19 protein-coding genes and 1 pseudogene are annotated in these 17,462 nt (G+C 71.2%); 14 read left to right on the plus strand and 6 right to left on the minus strand.

Going from position 1 to position 17,462, the window contains the following annotated elements:
* Positions 1-46: 46 nt before the first annotated feature.
* Positions 47-1,384, minus strand: coding sequence for an adenylosuccinate lyase (gene purB, locus ACF3NH_RS09305; RefSeq protein ID WP_198365359.1), 1,338 nt, complete (start codon positions 1,382-1,384; stop codon positions 47-49).
* A 156-nt stretch (positions 1,385-1,540) separates the two neighbouring features.
* Between purB and ACF3NH_RS09310 the strand changes: the two genes are divergently transcribed.
* From ACF3NH_RS09310 to ACF3NH_RS09320, 3 genes are all read left to right on the plus strand, one after another.
* Positions 1,541-2,176 (plus strand): TerC family protein, encoded by a 636-nt coding sequence (locus ACF3NH_RS09310; RefSeq protein ID WP_198365360.1) that lies wholly within the window; start codon positions 1,541-1,543, stop codon positions 2,174-2,176.
* 279 nt (positions 2,177-2,455) lie between these two features.
* Positions 2,456-3,088: a YjbE family putative metal transport protein gene (locus tag ACF3NH_RS09315; RefSeq protein ID WP_422922615.1), complete on the plus strand. Its 633-nt coding sequence runs from the start codon at positions 2,456-2,458 to the stop codon at positions 3,086-3,088.
* A complete protein-coding gene (locus ACF3NH_RS09320; protein WP_422922616.1) occupies positions 3,085-3,687 on the plus strand; it encodes a hypothetical protein in 603 nt (200 codons plus the stop codon). The genes ACF3NH_RS09315 and ACF3NH_RS09320 overlap by 4 nt, the downstream gene beginning before the upstream one ends.
* A 39-nt stretch (positions 3,688-3,726) precedes the next feature.
* Here the strand turns inward: ACF3NH_RS09320 and ACF3NH_RS09325 are convergent, their stop codons facing one another.
* From ACF3NH_RS09325 to ACF3NH_RS09340, 4 genes and pseudogenes are all read right to left on the minus strand, one after another.
* Positions 3,727-4,134 carry a hypothetical protein gene (locus ACF3NH_RS09325; protein WP_422922617.1) on the minus strand — a complete coding sequence of 136 codons (408 nt, stop codon included), beginning with the start codon at positions 4,132-4,134 and terminating at the stop codon, positions 3,727-3,729.
* A 17-nt stretch (positions 4,135-4,151) separates the two neighbouring features.
* A complete protein-coding gene (moaA, locus tag ACF3NH_RS09330) occupies positions 4,152-5,144 on the minus strand; it encodes a GTP 3',8-cyclase MoaA (protein WP_422924759.1) in 993 nt (330 codons plus the stop codon).
* 132 nt (positions 5,145-5,276) lie between these two features.
* Positions 5,277-6,002 (minus strand): annotated as a pseudogene (locus ACF3NH_RS09335) (TSUP family transporter); the annotation flags it as partial.
* A complete protein-coding gene (locus ACF3NH_RS09340) occupies positions 5,999-6,172 on the minus strand; it encodes a DUF3553 domain-containing protein (protein ID WP_198365365.1) in 174 nt (57 codons plus the stop codon). The pseudogene ACF3NH_RS09335 and the gene ACF3NH_RS09340, both read right to left, overlap by 4 nt.
* A gap of 132 nt (positions 6,173-6,304) precedes the next feature.
* Between ACF3NH_RS09340 and ACF3NH_RS09345 the strand changes: the two genes are divergently transcribed.
* The 6 genes from ACF3NH_RS09345 (at position 6,305) to ACF3NH_RS09370 (ending at position 12,432) form a co-directional block, all read left to right on the plus strand.
* Complete coding sequence (locus ACF3NH_RS09345; RefSeq protein WP_422922618.1) at positions 6,305-6,901, plus strand: histidine phosphotransferase family protein; 597 nt, start codon at positions 6,305-6,307, stop codon at positions 6,899-6,901.
* A 92-nt stretch (positions 6,902-6,993) separates the two neighbouring features.
* Complete coding sequence (locus tag ACF3NH_RS09350; protein ID WP_422922619.1) at positions 6,994-9,597, plus strand: hybrid sensor histidine kinase/response regulator; 2,604 nt, start codon at positions 6,994-6,996, stop codon at positions 9,595-9,597.
* A gap of 13 nt (positions 9,598-9,610) precedes the next feature.
* Entirely contained in the window at positions 9,611-10,093 is a 483-nt protein-coding gene (locus ACF3NH_RS09355) for a chemotaxis protein CheW (protein ID WP_422922620.1), read from the plus strand.
* Between the two features lie 10 nt (positions 10,094-10,103).
* On the plus strand, positions 10,104-10,496 hold the full coding sequence (locus ACF3NH_RS09360) for a response regulator (RefSeq protein ID WP_198365368.1): 393 nt from the start codon (positions 10,104-10,106) through the stop codon (positions 10,494-10,496).
* Complete coding sequence (gene cheB, locus ACF3NH_RS09365) at positions 10,493-11,638, plus strand: chemotaxis-specific protein-glutamate methyltransferase CheB (RefSeq protein WP_422922621.1); 1,146 nt, start codon at positions 10,493-10,495, stop codon at positions 11,636-11,638. The genes ACF3NH_RS09360 and cheB overlap by 4 nt, the downstream gene beginning before the upstream one ends.
* A complete protein-coding gene (locus ACF3NH_RS09370) occupies positions 11,635-12,432 on the plus strand; it encodes a CheR family methyltransferase (protein ID WP_198365369.1) in 798 nt (265 codons plus the stop codon). The genes cheB and ACF3NH_RS09370 overlap by 4 nt, the downstream gene beginning before the upstream one ends.
* 38 nt (positions 12,433-12,470) lie before the next feature.
* Here the strand turns inward: ACF3NH_RS09370 and ctrA are convergent, their stop codons facing one another.
* Positions 12,471-13,217, minus strand: coding sequence for a response regulator transcription factor CtrA (gene ctrA, locus ACF3NH_RS09375; RefSeq protein WP_422922622.1), 747 nt, complete (start codon positions 13,215-13,217; stop codon positions 12,471-12,473).
* Between the two features lie 299 nt (positions 13,218-13,516).
* Between ctrA and ACF3NH_RS09380 the strand changes: the two genes are divergently transcribed.
* The 5 genes from ACF3NH_RS09380 (at position 13,517) to ACF3NH_RS09400 (ending at position 17,456) form a co-directional block, all read left to right on the plus strand.
* A complete protein-coding gene (locus ACF3NH_RS09380) occupies positions 13,517-14,293 on the plus strand; it encodes an SDR family NAD(P)-dependent oxidoreductase (protein WP_422922623.1) in 777 nt (258 codons plus the stop codon).
* Positions 14,294-14,393: 100 nt separating this feature from the next.
* Positions 14,394-15,680 carry a histidinol dehydrogenase gene (gene hisD, locus ACF3NH_RS09385; RefSeq protein ID WP_198365371.1) on the plus strand — a complete coding sequence of 429 codons (1,287 nt, stop codon included), beginning with the start codon at positions 14,394-14,396 and terminating at the stop codon, positions 15,678-15,680.
* 31 nt (positions 15,681-15,711) lie between these two features.
* A complete protein-coding gene (locus ACF3NH_RS09390; protein WP_198365372.1) occupies positions 15,712-16,692 on the plus strand; it encodes a LacI family DNA-binding transcriptional regulator in 981 nt (326 codons plus the stop codon).
* Positions 16,693-16,779: 87 nt separating this feature from the next.
* Positions 16,780-17,241 carry a CreA family protein gene (locus ACF3NH_RS09395; protein WP_422922624.1) on the plus strand — a complete coding sequence of 154 codons (462 nt, stop codon included), beginning with the start codon at positions 16,780-16,782 and terminating at the stop codon, positions 17,239-17,241.
* Positions 17,238-17,456 (plus strand): hypothetical protein, encoded by a 219-nt coding sequence (locus tag ACF3NH_RS09400; protein WP_422922625.1) that lies wholly within the window; start codon positions 17,238-17,240, stop codon positions 17,454-17,456. The genes ACF3NH_RS09395 and ACF3NH_RS09400 overlap by 4 nt, the downstream gene beginning before the upstream one ends.
* Positions 17,457-17,462: the final 6 nt, after the last annotated feature.

Genomic DNA, 17,462 nt, shown 5'->3' on the forward strand with positions numbered 1-17,462 from the left:
GCGACGGGCGGCGGTGTGGCCGCCGTCACAAGCGCGTGCGCGGACCTCAGCCGGCGCCGAAAACCCGCGCGAAGATGGTCTCGACATGGCGGAAGTCGCGTTGCGGATCGATCGCCTTGTCGAGCGCCGCCGCATCCAGCCGTCCCGCCACCTCCTCATCGGCCAGGAGATTGTCGCGGAAGGAGCGGGCCTCCGGCTGGCCGAGCGCGGTCCAGGTCGCCATGGCGGCGCGCTGCACGGCGCGGTAGGCGCCCTCGCGCGAGAGGCCGGCCTGCGTCAGGGCCAGCAGCACCTTCTGGCTGTGCACCACGCCGCCCAGGCTTTCCAGGTTGGCTTCCATCCGCGCTGGATAGACGGTCAGCCTGTCGATCATCCCGGTCAGCCGGGCGAGCGCGAAATCGAGGGTGATGGTGGCGTCCGGGCCGATGAAGCGCTCGACCGAGGAATGGCTGATGTCCCGCTCGTGCCAGAGCGCGACGTTCTCCAGCGCCGGCATGGCGAAGCCGCGCACCACCCGCGCCAGGCCCGTCAGGTTTTCCGACAGCACCGGGTTGCGCTTGTGCGGCATGGCCGAGGAGCCCTTCTGGCCCGGATGGAAATACTCCTCCGCCTCGCGCACCTCGCTGCGCTGCAGGTGCCGCACCTCGACCGCCAGCCGCTCGATGCCCGAGGCGATGACGGCGAGCGTGCAGAAGAAGGCCGCGTGACGGTCGCGCGGGATGACCTGGGTGGAGACCGGCTCCACCGCGAGGCCGAGCTTCTCCGCCACGAAGGCCTCCACCCGCGGGTCCACGGCGGCGAAGGTGCCGACGGCGCCCGAGATCGCGCAGGTGGCGATCTCCGCCCGCGCGGCGACCAGGCGGGCCCGGTTTCTCATGAATTCGGCGTAATGTCCGGCGAGCTTCAGGCCGAAGGTGGTGGGCTCGGCATGGATGCCGTGGCTGCGGCCGATGGTCGGCGTGTACTTGTGCTCCTCGGCGCGGCGGCGCAGCGCCGCGAGCAGCCGGTCGAGCTCGGCGAGCAGCAGGTCGGCGGCGCGGGCGAGCTGCACCGAGAGGCAGGTGTCGAGCACGTCCGAGCTGGTCAGCCCCTGATGCATGAACCGCGCGCTCTCACCGATGCCCTCGGCCATCCAGGTAAGGAAGGCGATGACATCGTGCCTTGTCTCCCGCTCGATCTCGTCGATCCGGGCGATGTCGGCCTCGGAGATGGCGGCGGCCAGCGGCGCGCCCTTCTCGCGGATCGCCGCGGCGGCCTCGGCCGGGATGGTGCCGAGCCGGCCCATCGCCTCGGCGGCCAGCGCCTCGATCTCGAACCAGATCCGGTAACGCGAGGCGGGAGACCAGATGGCGGTCATCTCGGAGCGGGCATAGCGCGGGACCATGGCGGGCGATCCTTGTCGTCTGGGCCGGCCGGAAGCGGGGGCCGGCAGGGCGCGGAGGGGGGCGGGAGCGGCGCTGTGTGACGGGTTGCCGACAGGTTGACAACCCTGGCCCCGCACGCGATCAGCCATTCTTCTCTTCGCCCGGGAAAGCGACAAATGGATTTATCTGCCTGGATGCCTGAGCTGATCGCGCTCGGGCAGGTCCTCCTGATCGACCTCGTGCTGGCCGGCGACAATGCCATCGTGGTCGGCATGGCCGCCGCCGGCCTGCCGGCGGACCAGCGCCGCAAGGCGATCTTCTGGGGCATCGCCGCCGCGACGGTCATGCGCATCGGCTTCGCTGCCATCACCACCCAGCTGCTCGCCATTGTCGGCCTGACCTTCGCCGGCGGCGTCCTGTTGCTCTGGGTCTGCTACAAGATGTTCCGCGAGCTTCAGCGCGGCCATCAGTCGGAGGTGACCGAGGCCGAGCTTGAGGCGCAGGGCGAGGCCGCGCAGACCGGCGAGCGCAAGACGCTGCGCGGTGCGATCATCCAGATCCTGGTCGCCGACGTCTCCATGAGCCTCGACAACGTGCTGGCGGTGGCCGGCGCGGCCAAGGACCACCTCTACATCCTGGTCATCGGCCTGGCCATGTCGGTGGTGCTGATGGGCGTCGCCGCCACCTTCATCGCCAAGCTGCTGGAGCGACACCGCTGGATCGCCTGGGTCGGCCTGCTGGTCATCCTCTATGTCGCGGTCGAGATGATATGGAAGGGTGGCGGGGAGATCCTGCCCTTCATCACCGGTTGAGGACCATCGGTTGAGGATCGGGTCGCGCATCGGCGCGGCCTGACGGAAGGGGCCGCTCCCGCGAGGGGGCGGCCCTTTTTCGTGCCGGTTTGCAGGCGGGCCGGCCGGAGCGCTGAAAATGAGCCCGGTTCCGCATCGGATTGCCCCTCCGTCATGCGCCGGACGCCTCCGCCTTGACGGGGAGGGCCGTCTCCCCGAGCGTTCCCGCCCCTTCCTTCCCGGTCCGTGGCGCCGTGCCGGGCGGCGCCGCGGCCCGCCATCGACACTGAGCGAGGAACTATGGACGCCTTCACCGGCATGCTGCCCGCGCTGGCCGAGATCATGTGGCTGAACATCATCCTGTCGGGCGACAATGCCGTCGTCATCGGCATGGCCGCCGCCGGCCTGCCGGAGCGGCTGCGCGCCAAGGCCGTGCTCTTCGGGGTGATCGCCGCCGCGGTGCTGCGCATCGTCTTCTCGATCTTCGCCACCCTGCTGCTGGAGTTCTGGTGGATCGACCTGGTGGGCGGCCTGGCCCTGCTCTACATCGCCTGGACCTTCTTCCGCGAGTTGCGCGGCGGGGCGCAGGAGGCGGAAGGCGGAGCGCATGCCGCGCCCAGGGAGAAGTCGATCGGCCAGGCGCTGTGGCAGATCATCCTCGCCGATGTGTCGATGAGCCTCGACAACGTGCTGGCCGTCGCCGCCGTGGCGCGCTCCAACCTCACCCTTCTGGTCATCGGCCTCGGCGTGTCCATCGTCATGATGGGCCTGCTCGGCGGCCTGCTGGCCAAACTCCTGGACCGGTTCAAGGTCATTGCCTATGTCGGCGTGGCGCTGATCGCCTATATCGGCCTGGAACTTCTGTGGGAGGGGCTGCTGATGGCGAATGCGACACTGCAACTGGGGCTGAACCTGCCAGGGGTGGCGCATTGAGGGCCGGCCTGCTGGCGGCCCTGCTGCTGGCGGCCTGCGCCGCCCAGCCCTCCGGACCCATGCCCGGGGACCGTCCCGGCCTCGACGAGGCGCTGCGGCGCCTGCCGGCCTCGGCCGCCGGCTTCAGCCGGGGGATCACCACGGATATGGAGGCCGCCCAGCCCGGCCAGGGCCGCGCGGTGGACTATGCCACCGACATGCGCAACGGCGTGGCGGCCCGCGCCGCCATCGCCTCGGTGATCATCTACGATCGGGGGCATCCCGCCCTGCCACCCGATACCCCGCCCGCCGTCATCGAGGCGCAGCTGGACGAGGGGGTGCGGGACAGCACGACCCCGGCGCCCGGCAAGCAGATGGCCGAGAGCCACCGGCGGGACCTGCCGGTGGCGGGAGGCGCACCGGTCCGCTGCGCCACGCTGGAAGGCAGCTATGGCCGCACGGCGATGTGGCAGCAGATGTGCGTGGGCCTGGCCGCCGGGCGCTTCGTCAAGGTCTTCGTCGCCGTGCCGACGCGGCAGAAGGACCTGATCGACATGGACGCCGACGGCTTTACCCAGGCGGTGGTGGGCGCGTTGCGCGCCGCTCCGGCGGGGCGCTGAGGCCCCGCCCGGAGCAGGCCGGGTTCAGCGCCGGGGGGCTCAGCGCTGGCGCGGCCAGTCCAGCCGCGGCTCGGCGCGGCCGCCGCGCGACCCGGGCTGTGGCCAGGCCGGCGGCGGCGGGACCGGCGGCGCCACGACACGCGGTGGCTCGCGCTCGGAGCGGCCGGCCACGAAGGAGGGGGGCTCGACCCAGTCCTCCGCCACCGCCGGGCGGCGCGCGGCGAGCGCCGGCTCCTGCAGCCGCATCGCCAGTTCCCGCAATTCGGCCTGGATCTCGTCGAGCTGCACCTCCAGCGCCTCGAGCCGGGACTTCACGCCGAAGACGCTGAACGGCATCAGCAGAAAGGCCGCGGCGCAGAGCAGGCCGAGGGTGAGAAACAGCAGGCCGGTCCATTCCGGCATGCCGGGGATCGCCAGGCTGGCGGTCAGGCTCCGCAACTCGTTCATGGTTCAGCCGCCAAGGTTCACCCTCCGGTCACGCTCATGTGGCGCCCGACCGCGGGGCGGCTGTGGCGCCGGTCGATGACGAAGTCATGGCCTTTCGGCTTGCGGGCGATGGCGGCCTCGATCGCCTCGCGCAGCCCGGCCTCGTCCACCGCCGGGTCGCGCAGGAGGGCGCGCAGATCCGCCGCGTCCTCCTGCCCGAGACACATATACAGCGTGCCGGTGCAGGTGAGGCGGACGCGATTGCAGCTTTCGCAGAAATTGTGGGTCATCGGGGTGATGAAGCCGAGCCGGCGGCCGGTCTCCTTCACCACCATGTAGCGGGCCGGTCCACCGGTCGCGTAGTCCGTGTCCTCCAGCGTCCAGGTCTCCCGCAGGCGGCGACGCACCAGGGAGAGCGGCAGGTACTGGTCGGTGCGATCCTCGCCGATCTCGCCCATCGGCATGGTCTCGATCAGCGTCAGGTCGAAGCCGTGCTCGCCGCACCAGGCGATCAGCCGGTCGAACTCGTCCTCGTTCACGCCCTTCATGGCGACGGCGTTGATCTTGATGGCCAGGCCCGCCGCACGGGCGGCGAAGATGCCGTCCAGCGTCTTCTCGATGTCGCCCCAGCGGGTCAGCGCCCGGAAGCGCGCCGGATCGAGGGAATCGAGGGAGACGTTCAGGCGGCGGACGCCGGCGGCGTAGAGGCCCTCGGCATGCTTCGCGAGCTGGGTGCCGTTGGTGGTGAGCGTCAGTTCGCGCAGGGCGCCGGGACCGATGCGGGCGCCGAGGTTGCGGATCAGCGACATCACGTCGCGCCGGACCAGCGGCTCGCCGCCGGTCAGCCGGATCCGCTCGACGCCCAGGCCGATGAAGGCGCCGCACAGCCGCTCCAGCTCCTCGAGGCTGAGGATCTGCGCCTTGGGCAGGAAGGTCATGTCCTCCGCCATGCAGTAGACGCAGCGCAGGTCGCAACGGTCCGTGACGGAGACGCGGAGGTAGCTGATCCGCCGGCCGAACGGATCGATCATGGCGAGGGGCACTCCTGGGGCATGCGGGTCCACCCCATTTGGGCCGCCCCGCCCCTCCGCTGCAACCCCCCCCGCTGCAACCCCCTCCGCCGCCGTCCCGGCCTCGAGCAGCGCGAAGCTCCCGGCCCCGACCAGGGCGACGAGGGCGAGGCGGCGGTACCATTGCACCGGGATGACATGGAAGAGCCGGGCGCCGACCGGCACGCTGCCCAGCAGCACCGGCAGCATCAGCGCCGTCAGCACCAGCACCGGCCCGCCGATCAGCCCGCCCCAAAGCGGCGGGATGACAGCGGCGATGCCGAGCAGGCCGAAGTAGAGGATCAGGTTGGCGCGGTGCTGCGCCGCCGCCTCCGGCCCGGACAGCAGATAGAGGATGACCGGCGGGCCCGACATGCCGGTGGCGCCCTTCATCAGCCCGGAGACGGTGCCGATGACGAGGTTCAGCGACAGCGGCCGCTTGCCGTGATAGCGCCAGGGCGACATCAGCAGCAGGCCGAAGACCAGCACCATCAGGCCGATGGCGCGGCGCAGCGTGCCGGCCTCGGCGACGAAGAGCACCCAGGCCCCGAAGGGCGTGGCCAGGATGGCGGCGCCGCCGAGCGAGAAGATCACCCGCCGGTTGGCCAGCGCCACGGCGCGCGGCAGCAGATAGGCGGAGACGAAAAGCTCCATGACCAGCATCACCGGGACGCCGACGCGCGGCCCCCAGAGGGTGGAATAGACCGGAGCCAGCAGGATGGCGGTGCCGAAGCCGGAATAGCCCCGCATCAGCCCGGCGATGACGGTGGCGAAGACCGCGACCCCCACCTCCCAGCCGCCGAGCAGGGGCGCCACCTGAGCCCAGGCGGCCGCGATCACGGCGCGTCCAGCACGTCGAGGGCCACCTGCGCGGCGTTGATCAGCAGCTTGCCGGCATGCTCGAAGTTCACCGTGACCCGTTCGCCGACCACGGACTGCACCTGTCCCACCCCCCATTCCGGGCGCTGCGGATGGCGGACCAGCATTCCAGGTTCGAGCGGGAGTCGCATGGCGGCCAGGGTGGCGGCGAAGCGCCGGCCGGGCTAGGGAGACGACGTTCACGGAAGCGTGATTCTTAACCGTATCTTAGGCAGGATGCGGCTAGCGCGGCCTTCCGGACCCGGCATGAGGAAGCCCCCTTGATGAACAGCGAATCGAGCCTGGCGCAGGACCTCTGCGCCCGGCTGTGCCATGACCTCGTTGGCCCGCTCGGCACGATCGGCGGGGCCATGAGCCTGCTGGGCGAGGACCCGGAGGCCGCCGGGCTGGCGCAGGACGCGGTGGCCGAGATGCGGCGGCGGCTGAGCTACTGGCGCGCCGCCTGCGGCGCCGGCACCGGGCCGCTGGCGCTGAGCGAGATCGCGACCCTGCTGGACGGCATGCTGGCCGGCGGCCGCGCGCGGTTCGACCTGGGCGCGATGCCGCGGGACCGGGTGCTGCCCGCGCCGGTGGCGCAGCTGCTGCTGGTGGCCGCCATGCTGGCGGGGGAGGCGGTCTCGCGCGGCGGCGTCGTGCATCTCGGGCCGGGCGCGGCCGCGGAGGCGCTGGTGCTGCGGCCCGAGGGGCGGGTGGTGGCCTGGGCGCCGGGCGTCGCGGCGGCGCTGGGCGGCGATGCCTCCGCCGGACCGCGCGGCATCCTGGCGACCATGCTGCGCGTGCTGGCGGAGGGGGCGGGCTGGCGCGCCGCGCTGGGGGCCGAGGGCGAGGCCATGGTGTTGCGGCTCGACCCGCGCGGCTGAGGCGGGCGAGGCACGGCTTTTACGGTTTCTTCGCGGAACGGACGCCAGTTTGGCCGGCAACAGCCTGCTGAACCAGCCTGTCGGGGACCGCGATGGACGACCTGCTCGCCGATTTTCTGACCGAGACCAACGAGGCCCTGGCCTCGCTGGACGGCGCCTTGCTGAAGCTCGAGAAGGCGCCGGACGACCGGCAGACCCTCTCCGAGATCTTCCGCAACGTGCACACCATCAAGGGCACCTGCGGCTTCCTCGGCCTGGCGCGGCTAGAGAAGGTGGCCCATGCCGCCGAGAACGTCCTGGGCAAGTACCGGGACGGCTCGCTGCGGGTCACGCCCGCCGGCATCACCCTGATCCTGGCGGCGCTGGACGGGCTGAAGGGCATCGTCTCGGGGCTGGAGGCGACGGGCGGCGAGCCGGCGGGGGATGACGCGGCGCTGATCGCGGCGCTCGACGCCGCCTGGCGGGGCGAGCCCGGCGCCGCGACACCGGCGCAGGCCACGCTCGAGGCGCTCGACAAGGTGTTCGAGGCGGAACCCGCCGCACCGGAGGCCGCCGCCCGGGAGCCCGCCGCGGAGGCCGCCGCGCCGGCGCCGGCGCCCGCGCCGCGCCAGCCGGGCACGGAGGGCGAGGCCGCCGCGGCCGGCCCGATCACCGCGGCCCAGACCATCCGCGTCTCGGTGGATGTGCTGGAGGATCTGATGACCCTGGTCAGCGAGCTGGTGCTGACCCGCAATCAGCTGCTGCAGCTCGTGCGCGCCCGCAGCGACTCGGCGCTGACCGTGCCGCTGCAGCGCCTGTCGCACATCACCTCCGAGCTGCAGGAAGGCGTCATGAAGACGCGCATGCAGCCGATCGGCAATGCCTGGCAGAAGCTGCCGCGCATCGTGCGGGATCTCGCCAACGAGCTCGGCAAGAAGATCGAGCTGGTGATGCGCGGCGCCGAGACCGAGCTGGACCGCCAGGTGCTGGAGCTGATCAAGGACCCGCTGACGCACATGGTGCGCAACAGCGGCGACCATGGGCTGGAGACGCCCGAGCAGCGCCGGCAGGCCGGCAAGCCCGAGACCGGGCGCATCCTGCTCAACGCCTATCACGAGGGCGGGCACATCATCATCGAGATCGGCGATGACGGGCGCGGCCTCGCGGTCGAGAAGATCCGGGCCAAGGTGCTGAGCCAGGGCCTGACCACCGAGGCCGAGCTGGCCGGCATGAGCGAGCGGGAGATCCAGCGGTTCATCTTCCGCGCCGGCTTCTCCACCGCCGCGGCCGTGACCTCGGTCTCCGGCCGCGGCGTCGGCATGGACGTGGTCAAGACCAATGTCGAGAAGATCGGCGGCACCATCGACCTGCGCTCGATGGAAGGCAAGGGCACGACCTTCTACATCAAGATCCCGCTGACGCTCGCCATCGTCTCGGCGCTGATCGTCGAGGCCGGCGGCGAGCGCTTCGCCATTCCGCAGATCGGCGTGGTCGAGCTGGTGCGCGCCGGCGGCGCCGCCGAGAGCGCGCAGATCGAGCGGATCAACGACACGCCGGTGATGCGCCTGCGCGAGCGGCTGCTGCCGCTGGTCTCGCTGTCGCGGCTGCTGCAGCTGGAGCAGCGCGCCGATGCCGGGCCGGAGGAGGGCTTCGTCGTCGTCACCCAGGTCGGCGCCAATGTCTTCGGCATCATCGTCGACAAGGTCTTCGACACCGAGGAGATCGTGGTCAAGCCGGTGGCGCCGATCCTGCGCCACGTCACGATGTTCAGCGGCAACACCATCCTGGGCGATGGCAGCGTCATCATGATCCTCGATCCCAACGGCATCGCCCGCGCCACCGGCGTGGGCGCCGACGGGCCGAGCGAGGAGGCGGCGCGGGCGCAGGAAGGGCTGCGCGGCACCCGCTCGGGCGAGCGCACCGCGCTGCTGCTCTTCCAGGCCGGCGACGGCGCGCCGAAGGCGGTGCCGCTCGGTCTGGTGGCGCGGCTCGAGGACCTGCCGGCGGAGAGCATCGAGCATTCCGGCGGCAAGGCGCTGGTGCAGTATCGCGGCAAGCTGATGCCGCTGGTGCCGGCCGCGCCGGGCTGGATGATGCCGGAGCCGGGCCGCCGCCAGGCCGTCCTGGTCTTCAACGACCGCGACCGCGCCATGGGGCTGATGGTCGACGGCATCCTGGACGTGGTCGAGGAGCAGATCGTCATCGAGGGCGCCAGCGACCAGCCGGGCATCCTCGGCAGCGCGGTGATTTGCGGCAAGGTGACCGACCTGATCGACTGCTCCTGGTGGCTGCGGCAGGCCGGGGAGGACTGGTTCCGCCCCACCGGCGGCGACCAGACGACGCCGCGCGTCCTGCTGGTCGAGGACAGCGCCTTCTTCCGCCACCTGCTGATGCCGGGCCTGACCGCCGCCGGCTATGACGTGACGGCGGTGGACACCGGCGCGCAGGCGCTGCAGCTGCGCGAGCAGGGCGCCGCTTTCGACATCATCGTCTCCGACATCGAGATGCCGGATCTCGACGGCATCGGCCTGGCCCAGGCGGTGCGCGGCGCCGGGGCCTGGCGCACGGTGCCGATGGTGGCGCTGAGCGGCCGCAGCGATCCCGCGCTGATCCGCCGCGCCCGTGAGGCCGGCTTCAACGACTATGTCGGCAAGTCGGACCGCGAGGCGCTGATGGCGGCGCTGCGCGACGCCGTGGCCGCGCAGACCCCGTGCTGAGGAAACCACCGCGATGCATGCCCCGAAGCCTTCCTCCGCCGGCCTGGTGCGGCCGCCGGTCCTGGCCGACGCCGCGGCCGAGATGTTCCTGACCCTGACGGTCGCCGGCCAGCTCTGCGGCGTGCCGGTGCTGTCGGTGCGCGACATCCTGGGCGCGCAGGTGATCACCCGCGTGCCCCTGGCCCCGCGCGAGGTGGCCGGCAGCCTGAACCTGCGTGGCCGCATCGTCACCGCGATCGACCTGCGGCGCCGCCTCGGCCTGCCGGAGCGGGCCGCGGGCGCCACCGCGATGAGCGTCGTCGTCGAGCAGAATGGCGAGCTCTACAGCCTTCTCTCGGATTCGGTGGGGGAGGTCCTGCCGCTGCGCACCGAAGGTTTCGCCGCCAATCCTCCGACGCTCGACCCGGTCTGGCGCGAGGTGTCGCGCGGCGTCCACCGGCAGGACGGGCAGCTGCTGATCGTGCTCGATGTCGACCGCGTCCTGGCGATCGGTTGAGGAGGAACGCATGGAAACGCCGACAACCTGCCTGGTGGTGGACGACAGCCGCGTCGTGCGCAAGGCCGCGCGCCGCATCCTGGAACGTCATGGCTTCGCCGTGCGCGAGGCGGAGAACGGCCTGCTGGCGCTCGAGGCCTGCCGCGCCGAGCTTCCGCGCCTCGTTCTGCTCGACTGGAACATGCCGGTGATGGACGGGCTGGAGTTCCTGAACGCGGCCCGCGCCGAGTTCGGGCCGGAGCGGCCGGTCATCATGCTCTGCACGACCGAGAGCGAGTTCGACCGCATCGTGCTGGCGCTCGCCGCCGGCGCGCAGGAGTATATCATGAAGCCCTTCGACGACGAGATCGTCACCGGCAAGCTGGTGCAGCTCGGCCTGCTGGCGGAGGATGTCGGGCCGTGAGCGCCTGGACCCCCGTCACGCCGCGCGCCATGCCGGCCGGCGGGCCGATCCGCGTCATGCTGTGCGACGACAGCGCGACGGTCCGCGCCGCCCTCGGCCGCCTGCTGGAGACCGATCCGGGAATCCGCGTGGTGGCGCGGCCGGCGGATGGGCAGCAGGCGCTGGACGCCCTGCGCGACCTGGCGCCCGGCGAGCGCCCCGATGTCGTGCTTCTGGATCTTGAGATGCCGGTGATGGACGGGATGACGGCGCTGCCGCGCCTGCTGCGCGCGCAGCCCGGCCTCGCCGTGATCGTCGCCAGCGCGCTCACCCAGCATGGCGCGGCGGCGGCGATGGCGGCTCTGCGCGCCGGCGCCGCCGACTACCTTCCGAAGCCCGGCGCGGCGGGCGGCGGCATGGCCGACCCCGCCTTCCGCGCCGAGCTTCTGGCCAAGGTCAAGGGCTGGGCCCGGATGCGTCAGCCGCCCCGGGTCAGGCCGCCCGCTCCGCCGGCCATCGTGCCGCCGGGCCTGCCGGCCGCCCCGCGCGGCGGGCGCCCTCGGCTGCTGGCGCTGGGGTCCTCGACCGGCGGCCCGCAGGCGCTCGCCGGCTTCGTCCGCCGCCTGGCCGTGGCGGCCGCCTTCCCGGTGCCGATCGTCGTGGTGCAGCACATGCCGGCCGGTTTCACCGCCATGCTGGCCGATCATCTGTCGCGGCTCGGCGGCCCCGCGGCGGCGGAAGCGCAGGATGGCGAGGTGCTGCGGCCGGGCCGGATCCATGTGGCGCCGGGCGACCGGCACCTGCTGGTCGAGCGCCGGGGCGAGGGGCTGGTGGCGCGGCTGAACCAGGCGCCGCCGGAGAACTTCTGCCGCCCCGCCGTCGATCCGATGCTGCGCAGCGCCGCCGGGGCCTGCGAGGGCCGGCTGCTGGCGGTGATCCTGACCGGCATGGGGCAGGACGGCCTGCTCGGCTGCAAGGCGGTGGCGGCGGCGGGCGGCGCGGTTCTGGCGCAGGACGAGGCTTCCAGCGTCGTCTGGGGCATGCCGGGCGCGGTGGCCAAGGCCGGCCTGGCGCAGGCGCTGCTGCCGCCCGAACAACTGGCTGAGCGCGCGATGGCGCAATGTGGCATGGCGGGCGCCGGTCCCGTGGGAGGACACGCATGAATGCGGAGAGCTTTGCCGCTATCGCGGCGCTGGTGAGGACGCGCTCCGGCATCGTGCTGACCCCCGACAAGGGTTACATGCTGGAGACCCGGCTTGCGCCCATCCTGAAGCGGGAGGGTGTGGCCAGCCTGGATATGCTGGCGCTGCGGCTGCGCGACATCAGGGCCGAGCGGCTGGCGCGCGATGTCACCGAGGCGCTGACCACCAACGAAAGCAGCTTCTTCCGCGACGGCAAGCCGTTCGACCACCTGCGCCGGCTGTTGCCGGGCCTGATGGCGGCGCGCGCCGCGGGCCACAGGCTGCGCATCTGGTCAGCCGCCTGCTCGACCGGGCAGGAAGCCTATTCCGTGGCGATGATCCTCTCCGAACTCGGGATGCGTCAGGCCGAGATTCTCGGCACCGACCTCTCGCGCGAGGTGGTGGAGAAGGCGCGCGAGGGCTTCTTCACGCAGTTCGAGGTGCAGCGTGGCCTGCCGGTGCAGATGCTGGTGAAGCACTTCCGGCAGGAGGGGGCACGCTGGCAGGTTCGGCCGGAGCTGCGCGCCATGACCCGCTTCGAGGAGCGCAACCTGCTGGGCGAGCATCGCAGCCTCGGGCGCTTCGACGTCATCTTCTGCCGCAACGTGCTGATCTACTTCGACCCGCCGACGAAGGGACGGGTGCTCAACGCGCTCGCCGCTCAGCTTGCGCCGGACGGCGTGCTCTATCTCGGCGGCGCCGAGACGGTGTTGGGCCTGACGGAGAAGCTGATGGCGGTGCCGGGGGAGCGGGGCGCCTATGCCCTGGCCCGGTGAGACGGTCCGGGGAGGGCGGGCGGCCCTCCCCGGGATCGTCATGCCGCGGCCTGGGGCGCCGCCTGCCGGGATGGCGCCGGCAGCTCGGGCGCCGGGAAGCGCGCGCACTGCAGCGCCGGCTCGCGCATCACATAGCCGCGGCCCCAGACGGTGCCGATCAGCTCGCCCGCCCCGGCCTGCGCCAGCTTCTTGCGCAGCTTGCAGATGAACACGTCGATGATCTTGGCCTCCGGCTCGTCGATGCCGCCGTAGAGATGGTTGAGGAAGACCTCCTTGGTCAGCACCAGGCCCTTGCGCAGGGTCAGCAGCTCCAGGATGGCGTATTCCTTGCCGGTCAGGTGCACCTCGCGGTCGTTCACCCGCACCTCGCGGGAGCCGAGGTTGAGCAGCAGGGGGCCGACGGAGAGGGTCGGCTGGCTGAAGCCCTTGGCGCGGCGGATGATGGCCTGCAGCCGGGCCATCAGCTCCTGCTGGTCGAAGGGCTTGGTGATGAAGTCGTCCGCGCCCATGCCGAAGGCCTTCACCTTGGCCTGGGGGCGGGACAGGCCGGAGAGGATGAGGACCGGCGTCTCGACCCGGTTGCCGCGCAGCCGGCGGACCACCTCGTAGCCCTCCATGTCCGGCAGCATGATGTCCAGGATGATGATGTCGTAGTCATAGAGGGAGGCGAGTTCGAGCGCCTCCTCGCCGGTGGCGGCGGTGTCCGTGATCATCGACGACGCCTTGAGCATCATCGAGATGCCGCGAGCGGTGGTCATGTCGTCCTCAACCAGAAGAACTCGCATCTCTTGGTGCTCCACAATCTATAAGTGCATTGATACCACTTATACGGGAAACCAAAAGAGGTTTTTCATCTTTGAGACGTATTAATACGCGAGACAGAGTTTAAAAATCAGAGATGACGGCGTGACGTGGCGGCATTCTGAACAAAACCGGCCTTTCGGGGGCTCCAGGTGGTCCGCGGCCACCATACGGATTGTATATTAACGAAGAAATATCCATAAATAGAAACGCTCTTCCGCATTTGCCGCCCCTTCGCTCCCAGGGCTAGGACTTCCCCCGCAACGCATTCGGAGGACGATCCATGACCCAAGACCTGGCTCTGCCACGGACACCCTCCTTCCGGCTGGACGGGCGCCGCGCCCTGGTGACGGGGGCGGGGCGGGGCATCGGCCTCGCCGCCGCCGCCGCTCTGGCCGAGGCTGGCGCGCATGTCGCGCTCGCGGCGCGCAGCGGCCCGGAGGTGGAGGCGGCCGCGGCGGCGATCCGCGCCGGCGGCGGCGCGGCCGAGGCCCTGGCCCTGGATGTCTCGGACCTGGCCGCCCTGGAGGCGGCGCTGGAGGCGCGCGAGCCCTTCGACATCCTGGTCAACAATGCCGGAACCAACCGCCCCGCCCCCTTCCTGGAGGTGACGCCGGCGGATTTCGACGCCGTCATGGCGCTCAATCTGCGCGCCGCCTTCTTCACGGCGCAGGCGGTGGCGAAGCGCCTGGTGGCAGCGGGGCGGCCTGGCTCGATCATCCAGCTTTCCTCACAGATGGGGCATGTCGGAGGGCCGAACCGCAGCGTCTACTGCGCCAGCAAGCATGCGATGGAGGGGATGACCAAGGCCATGGCGATCGAGCTCGGGCTGCATGGCATCCGGGTGAACACGCTCTGCCCCACCTTCATCGAGACCCCCCTGACGCGTCCCTTCTTCGAGGCCGCGGCCTTCCGCGACTGGGTCCTGTCCAAGATCAAGCTCGGCCGCGTCGGGCAGGTGGAGGATTTGATGGGCGCCGTCGTCTTCCTGGCCTCCGGGGCCAGCGGGCTGATGACCGGCAGTGCGCTGATGCTGGATGGAGGCTGGACCGCGGAGTGAGGAGATCGCCGATGCATACGGATGCAATAAGACTTGCATCCGTATGCAATCCGGCCTCATCCTGGCCGCCTTGTTGTCACGGCCAGGGAAGGAACGCGTCATGATCCGCTATCTGAAGAAGGGCGCCGAGGCCGCCGAGACGGCCGAATACGATCGCAAGGTCCGCCAGACCGTCGAGAGCCTCCTCGCCGATGTCGAGGCGCGCGGGGATGCGGCGGTGCGCGAGCTGTCGGTGAAGTTCGACAAGTGGTCGCCCGAGAGCTTCCGGCTGACCCCGGAGCAGGTCCAGGCGCTGATCGACAGCCTGCCTTCGCAGGTGATCGAGGACATCAGGTTCGCCCAGGCCCAGATCCGCCGCTTCGCCGAGGCGCAGAAGGCCTGCCTGACGGATCTCGAGATCGAGACCCTGCCGGGCGTCACGCTGGGCCACAGGAATATCCCCGTGGAGAGCGTCGGCTGCTACATCCCGGGTGGCCGCTACCCGATGGTGGCCAGCGCGCACATGTCGGTGCTGACCGCCAAGGTCGCCGGCGTGCCGCGCGTCATCGCCTGCACCCCGCCGCTGAACGGCGAGGCCCCGGCGGCTACCGTCGCCGCCATGGCGATGGCCGGCGCCGACGAGATCTATCTGCTGGGCGGCATCCAGGCCGTCGCCGCCATGGCGCTGGGCACCGAGACGATCAAGCCGGTGGACATGCTGGTCGGGCCGGGCAATGCCTTCGTCGCCGAGGCCAAGCGGCAGCTCTATGGCCGTGTCGGCATCGACCTGTTCGCCGGCCCCACCGAGACGCTGGTCATCGCCGATGACACGGTGGATGCCGAGATCTGCGCCACCGACCTGCTCGGCCAGGCGGAGCACGGCCCGACCTCGCCCGCCGTGCTGCTCACCACCTCGCGCAAGATCGCCGAGGGGATCGAGGCGGAGATCCAGCGCCAGCTCAAGGTGCTGCCCACCGCCGACATCGCCAGCGTCGCCTGGCGCGACCACGGCCAGGTCATCCTCTGCGACACCGATGAGGAGATGCTGCAGGTGGCCGATGACATCGCCTCCGAGCATGTGCAGGTGATGACGAGGAATCCGCGCTGGTTCCGCGACAACATGCGCAACTACGGCGCGCTGTTCCTCGGCCCCGAGACCAACGTGGCCTATGGCGACAAGGTGATCGGCACCAACCACACCCTGCCGACCAAGAAGGCCGCGCGCTACACGGGCGGGCTCTGGGTCGGCAAGTTCATCAAGACCTGCACCTGGCAGGAGGTGAAGCCCGAGGCCAGCGCCATGGTCGGCGAGTACTGCTCGCGCCTCTGCGCCATCGAGAACTTCGCCGGGCACAAGGAGCAGGCCGACATCCGCGTGCGGCGCTACGGTGGCAAGAACGCCGCCTGACGCCCCTGCGGAGGCCCCCGCGGGAGCCCCCATGGGAGCCGTGACCGCGCGCGACCTGGCGCGGCATCTCGGCGTCTCGCAATCGATGGTGTCGCGGGCCTTCAGCCCCGGCGCCTCGGTGGCGCCGGCGATGCGCGCCCGCATCCTGCGCGCGGCGGAGGAACTGGGCTACCGCCCCAATGTCATCGCATCCGCCCTGTCGCGGCGCCGCTCCTCGCTGGTCGGCATCGTCATGGCGGAGCTGACCAACCCCTTCTATCCGGCGGTGCTGGAGCAGCTGAACGCCGCGCTGCGGGAGGCCGGCTTCCAGTCGCTGCTGATCACCATCCCACCGGGCGGCAGCGCCGACGACGCGCTGCCGATGCTGCGGCAGTACCATGTCGACGCGGTGGTGCTGACCTCGGCCAGCCTGTCCTCGGCCAGCGCCTCGCACTGGCTGGGCGATGGCCGGGCCGCCGTGCTGTTCAACCGCACCGCCATCGGGCCGACGCGGCTCGACAGCGTCGCCTGCGACAATGTCGGGGGCGGGCGGATGGCGGCCGAGGCGCTGCTGGCCCATGGCTGCCGGAACCCCGCCTTCGTCGCCGGCCGCGCCGACACCTCGACCAGCCACGACCGGGAACGGGGTTTCCGCGCCGCCCTGGCCGGGCATGGCCTGACGCCGCTCCGCATCGAGGCCGGCGATTTCAGCTACGAGGCCGGTCATCGCGCGGCCCGGGCGCTGGGGGGCGCGGACGGTGTCTTCTTCGCCAACGACATCCTGGCGCTCGGCGGGCTGGACGCGCTGCGGCACGAGATGGGCCGGCGTGTCCCGGACGAGGTCGCGGTGATCGGCTTCGACGACATCCCGATGGGCGCCTGGCCGGCCTACCGCCTGACCACCCTGCGCCAGCCCGTGCCGGAAATGATCGACCGCACTATCGGCCTGCTGCGCGCGCGCCTGGGCGGCGATGACGCGCCGCCCAGGGCCGAGCGGCTCCCGGCCAGTCTGCTGCGCCGCGGCTCGCTGTGACCGGCCGATCTCCGGGCGGCCCGTTCCTTTCCGCCGATCATCGCCTATGTGTGAGGGCCGCAACCCCAGCCCCAGGCCGCCCGCATCATGAAGCCGCTGCTCGCTGTCCCCCTCGCCCTGCTGCTGGCCGGGCAACCCGCCCTGGCGCAGAAGCGCGTGGGCGAGGTCAGCACCACCTTCCGCATGGTCGGGCCGAACGACAAGGTCGTGGTCGAGCGCTATGACGATCCCCGCGTCGCCAATGTCTCCTGCTACGTCTCGCGCGCCGACACGGGCGGATTGTCGGGCTGGGTCGGCCTGGCCGAGGATCCCTCGCGCTTCAGCATCGCCTGCCGCGCCACCGGCCCGGTGACCCTGCCGGAGAAGCTGCCGCAGACGGAATCCGTCTTCAGCCGCTCCAGCTCGGCGCTGTTCAAGTCGCTGACGGTGACGCGCATCCTGGACCAGGAGAAGCAGGTGCTGGTCTATCTGGTCACCAGCACGAAGATCATCGACGGCTCGCCGTTCAACAGCGTCACCGCCGTGCCGCTCGCGACTCCCGCGCCATGACCCGCCCGGCGCCCGAGGGGAACCAGAAGGACGGCCGGGGCGGCCTCTCCCGCCTGCGGCCGGCCGAGCTCCGGGCCTATGACCGTTTCCTCGGGCACGGCTGCCCGCCGCCGTCCACCGCCGTCACCTTCACCCCGACGGCCATCGGCACGCAGGTCGCCCTGCGCTGCGAATGCGGGCAGGCGGAGGACATCACCGACTACGACAGCTGGTGACATCCC

The organism is Pseudoroseomonas sp. WGS1072 (assembly GCF_049340465.1).
GTDB lineage: Bacteria > Pseudomonadota > Alphaproteobacteria > Acetobacterales > Acetobacteraceae > Pseudoroseomonas.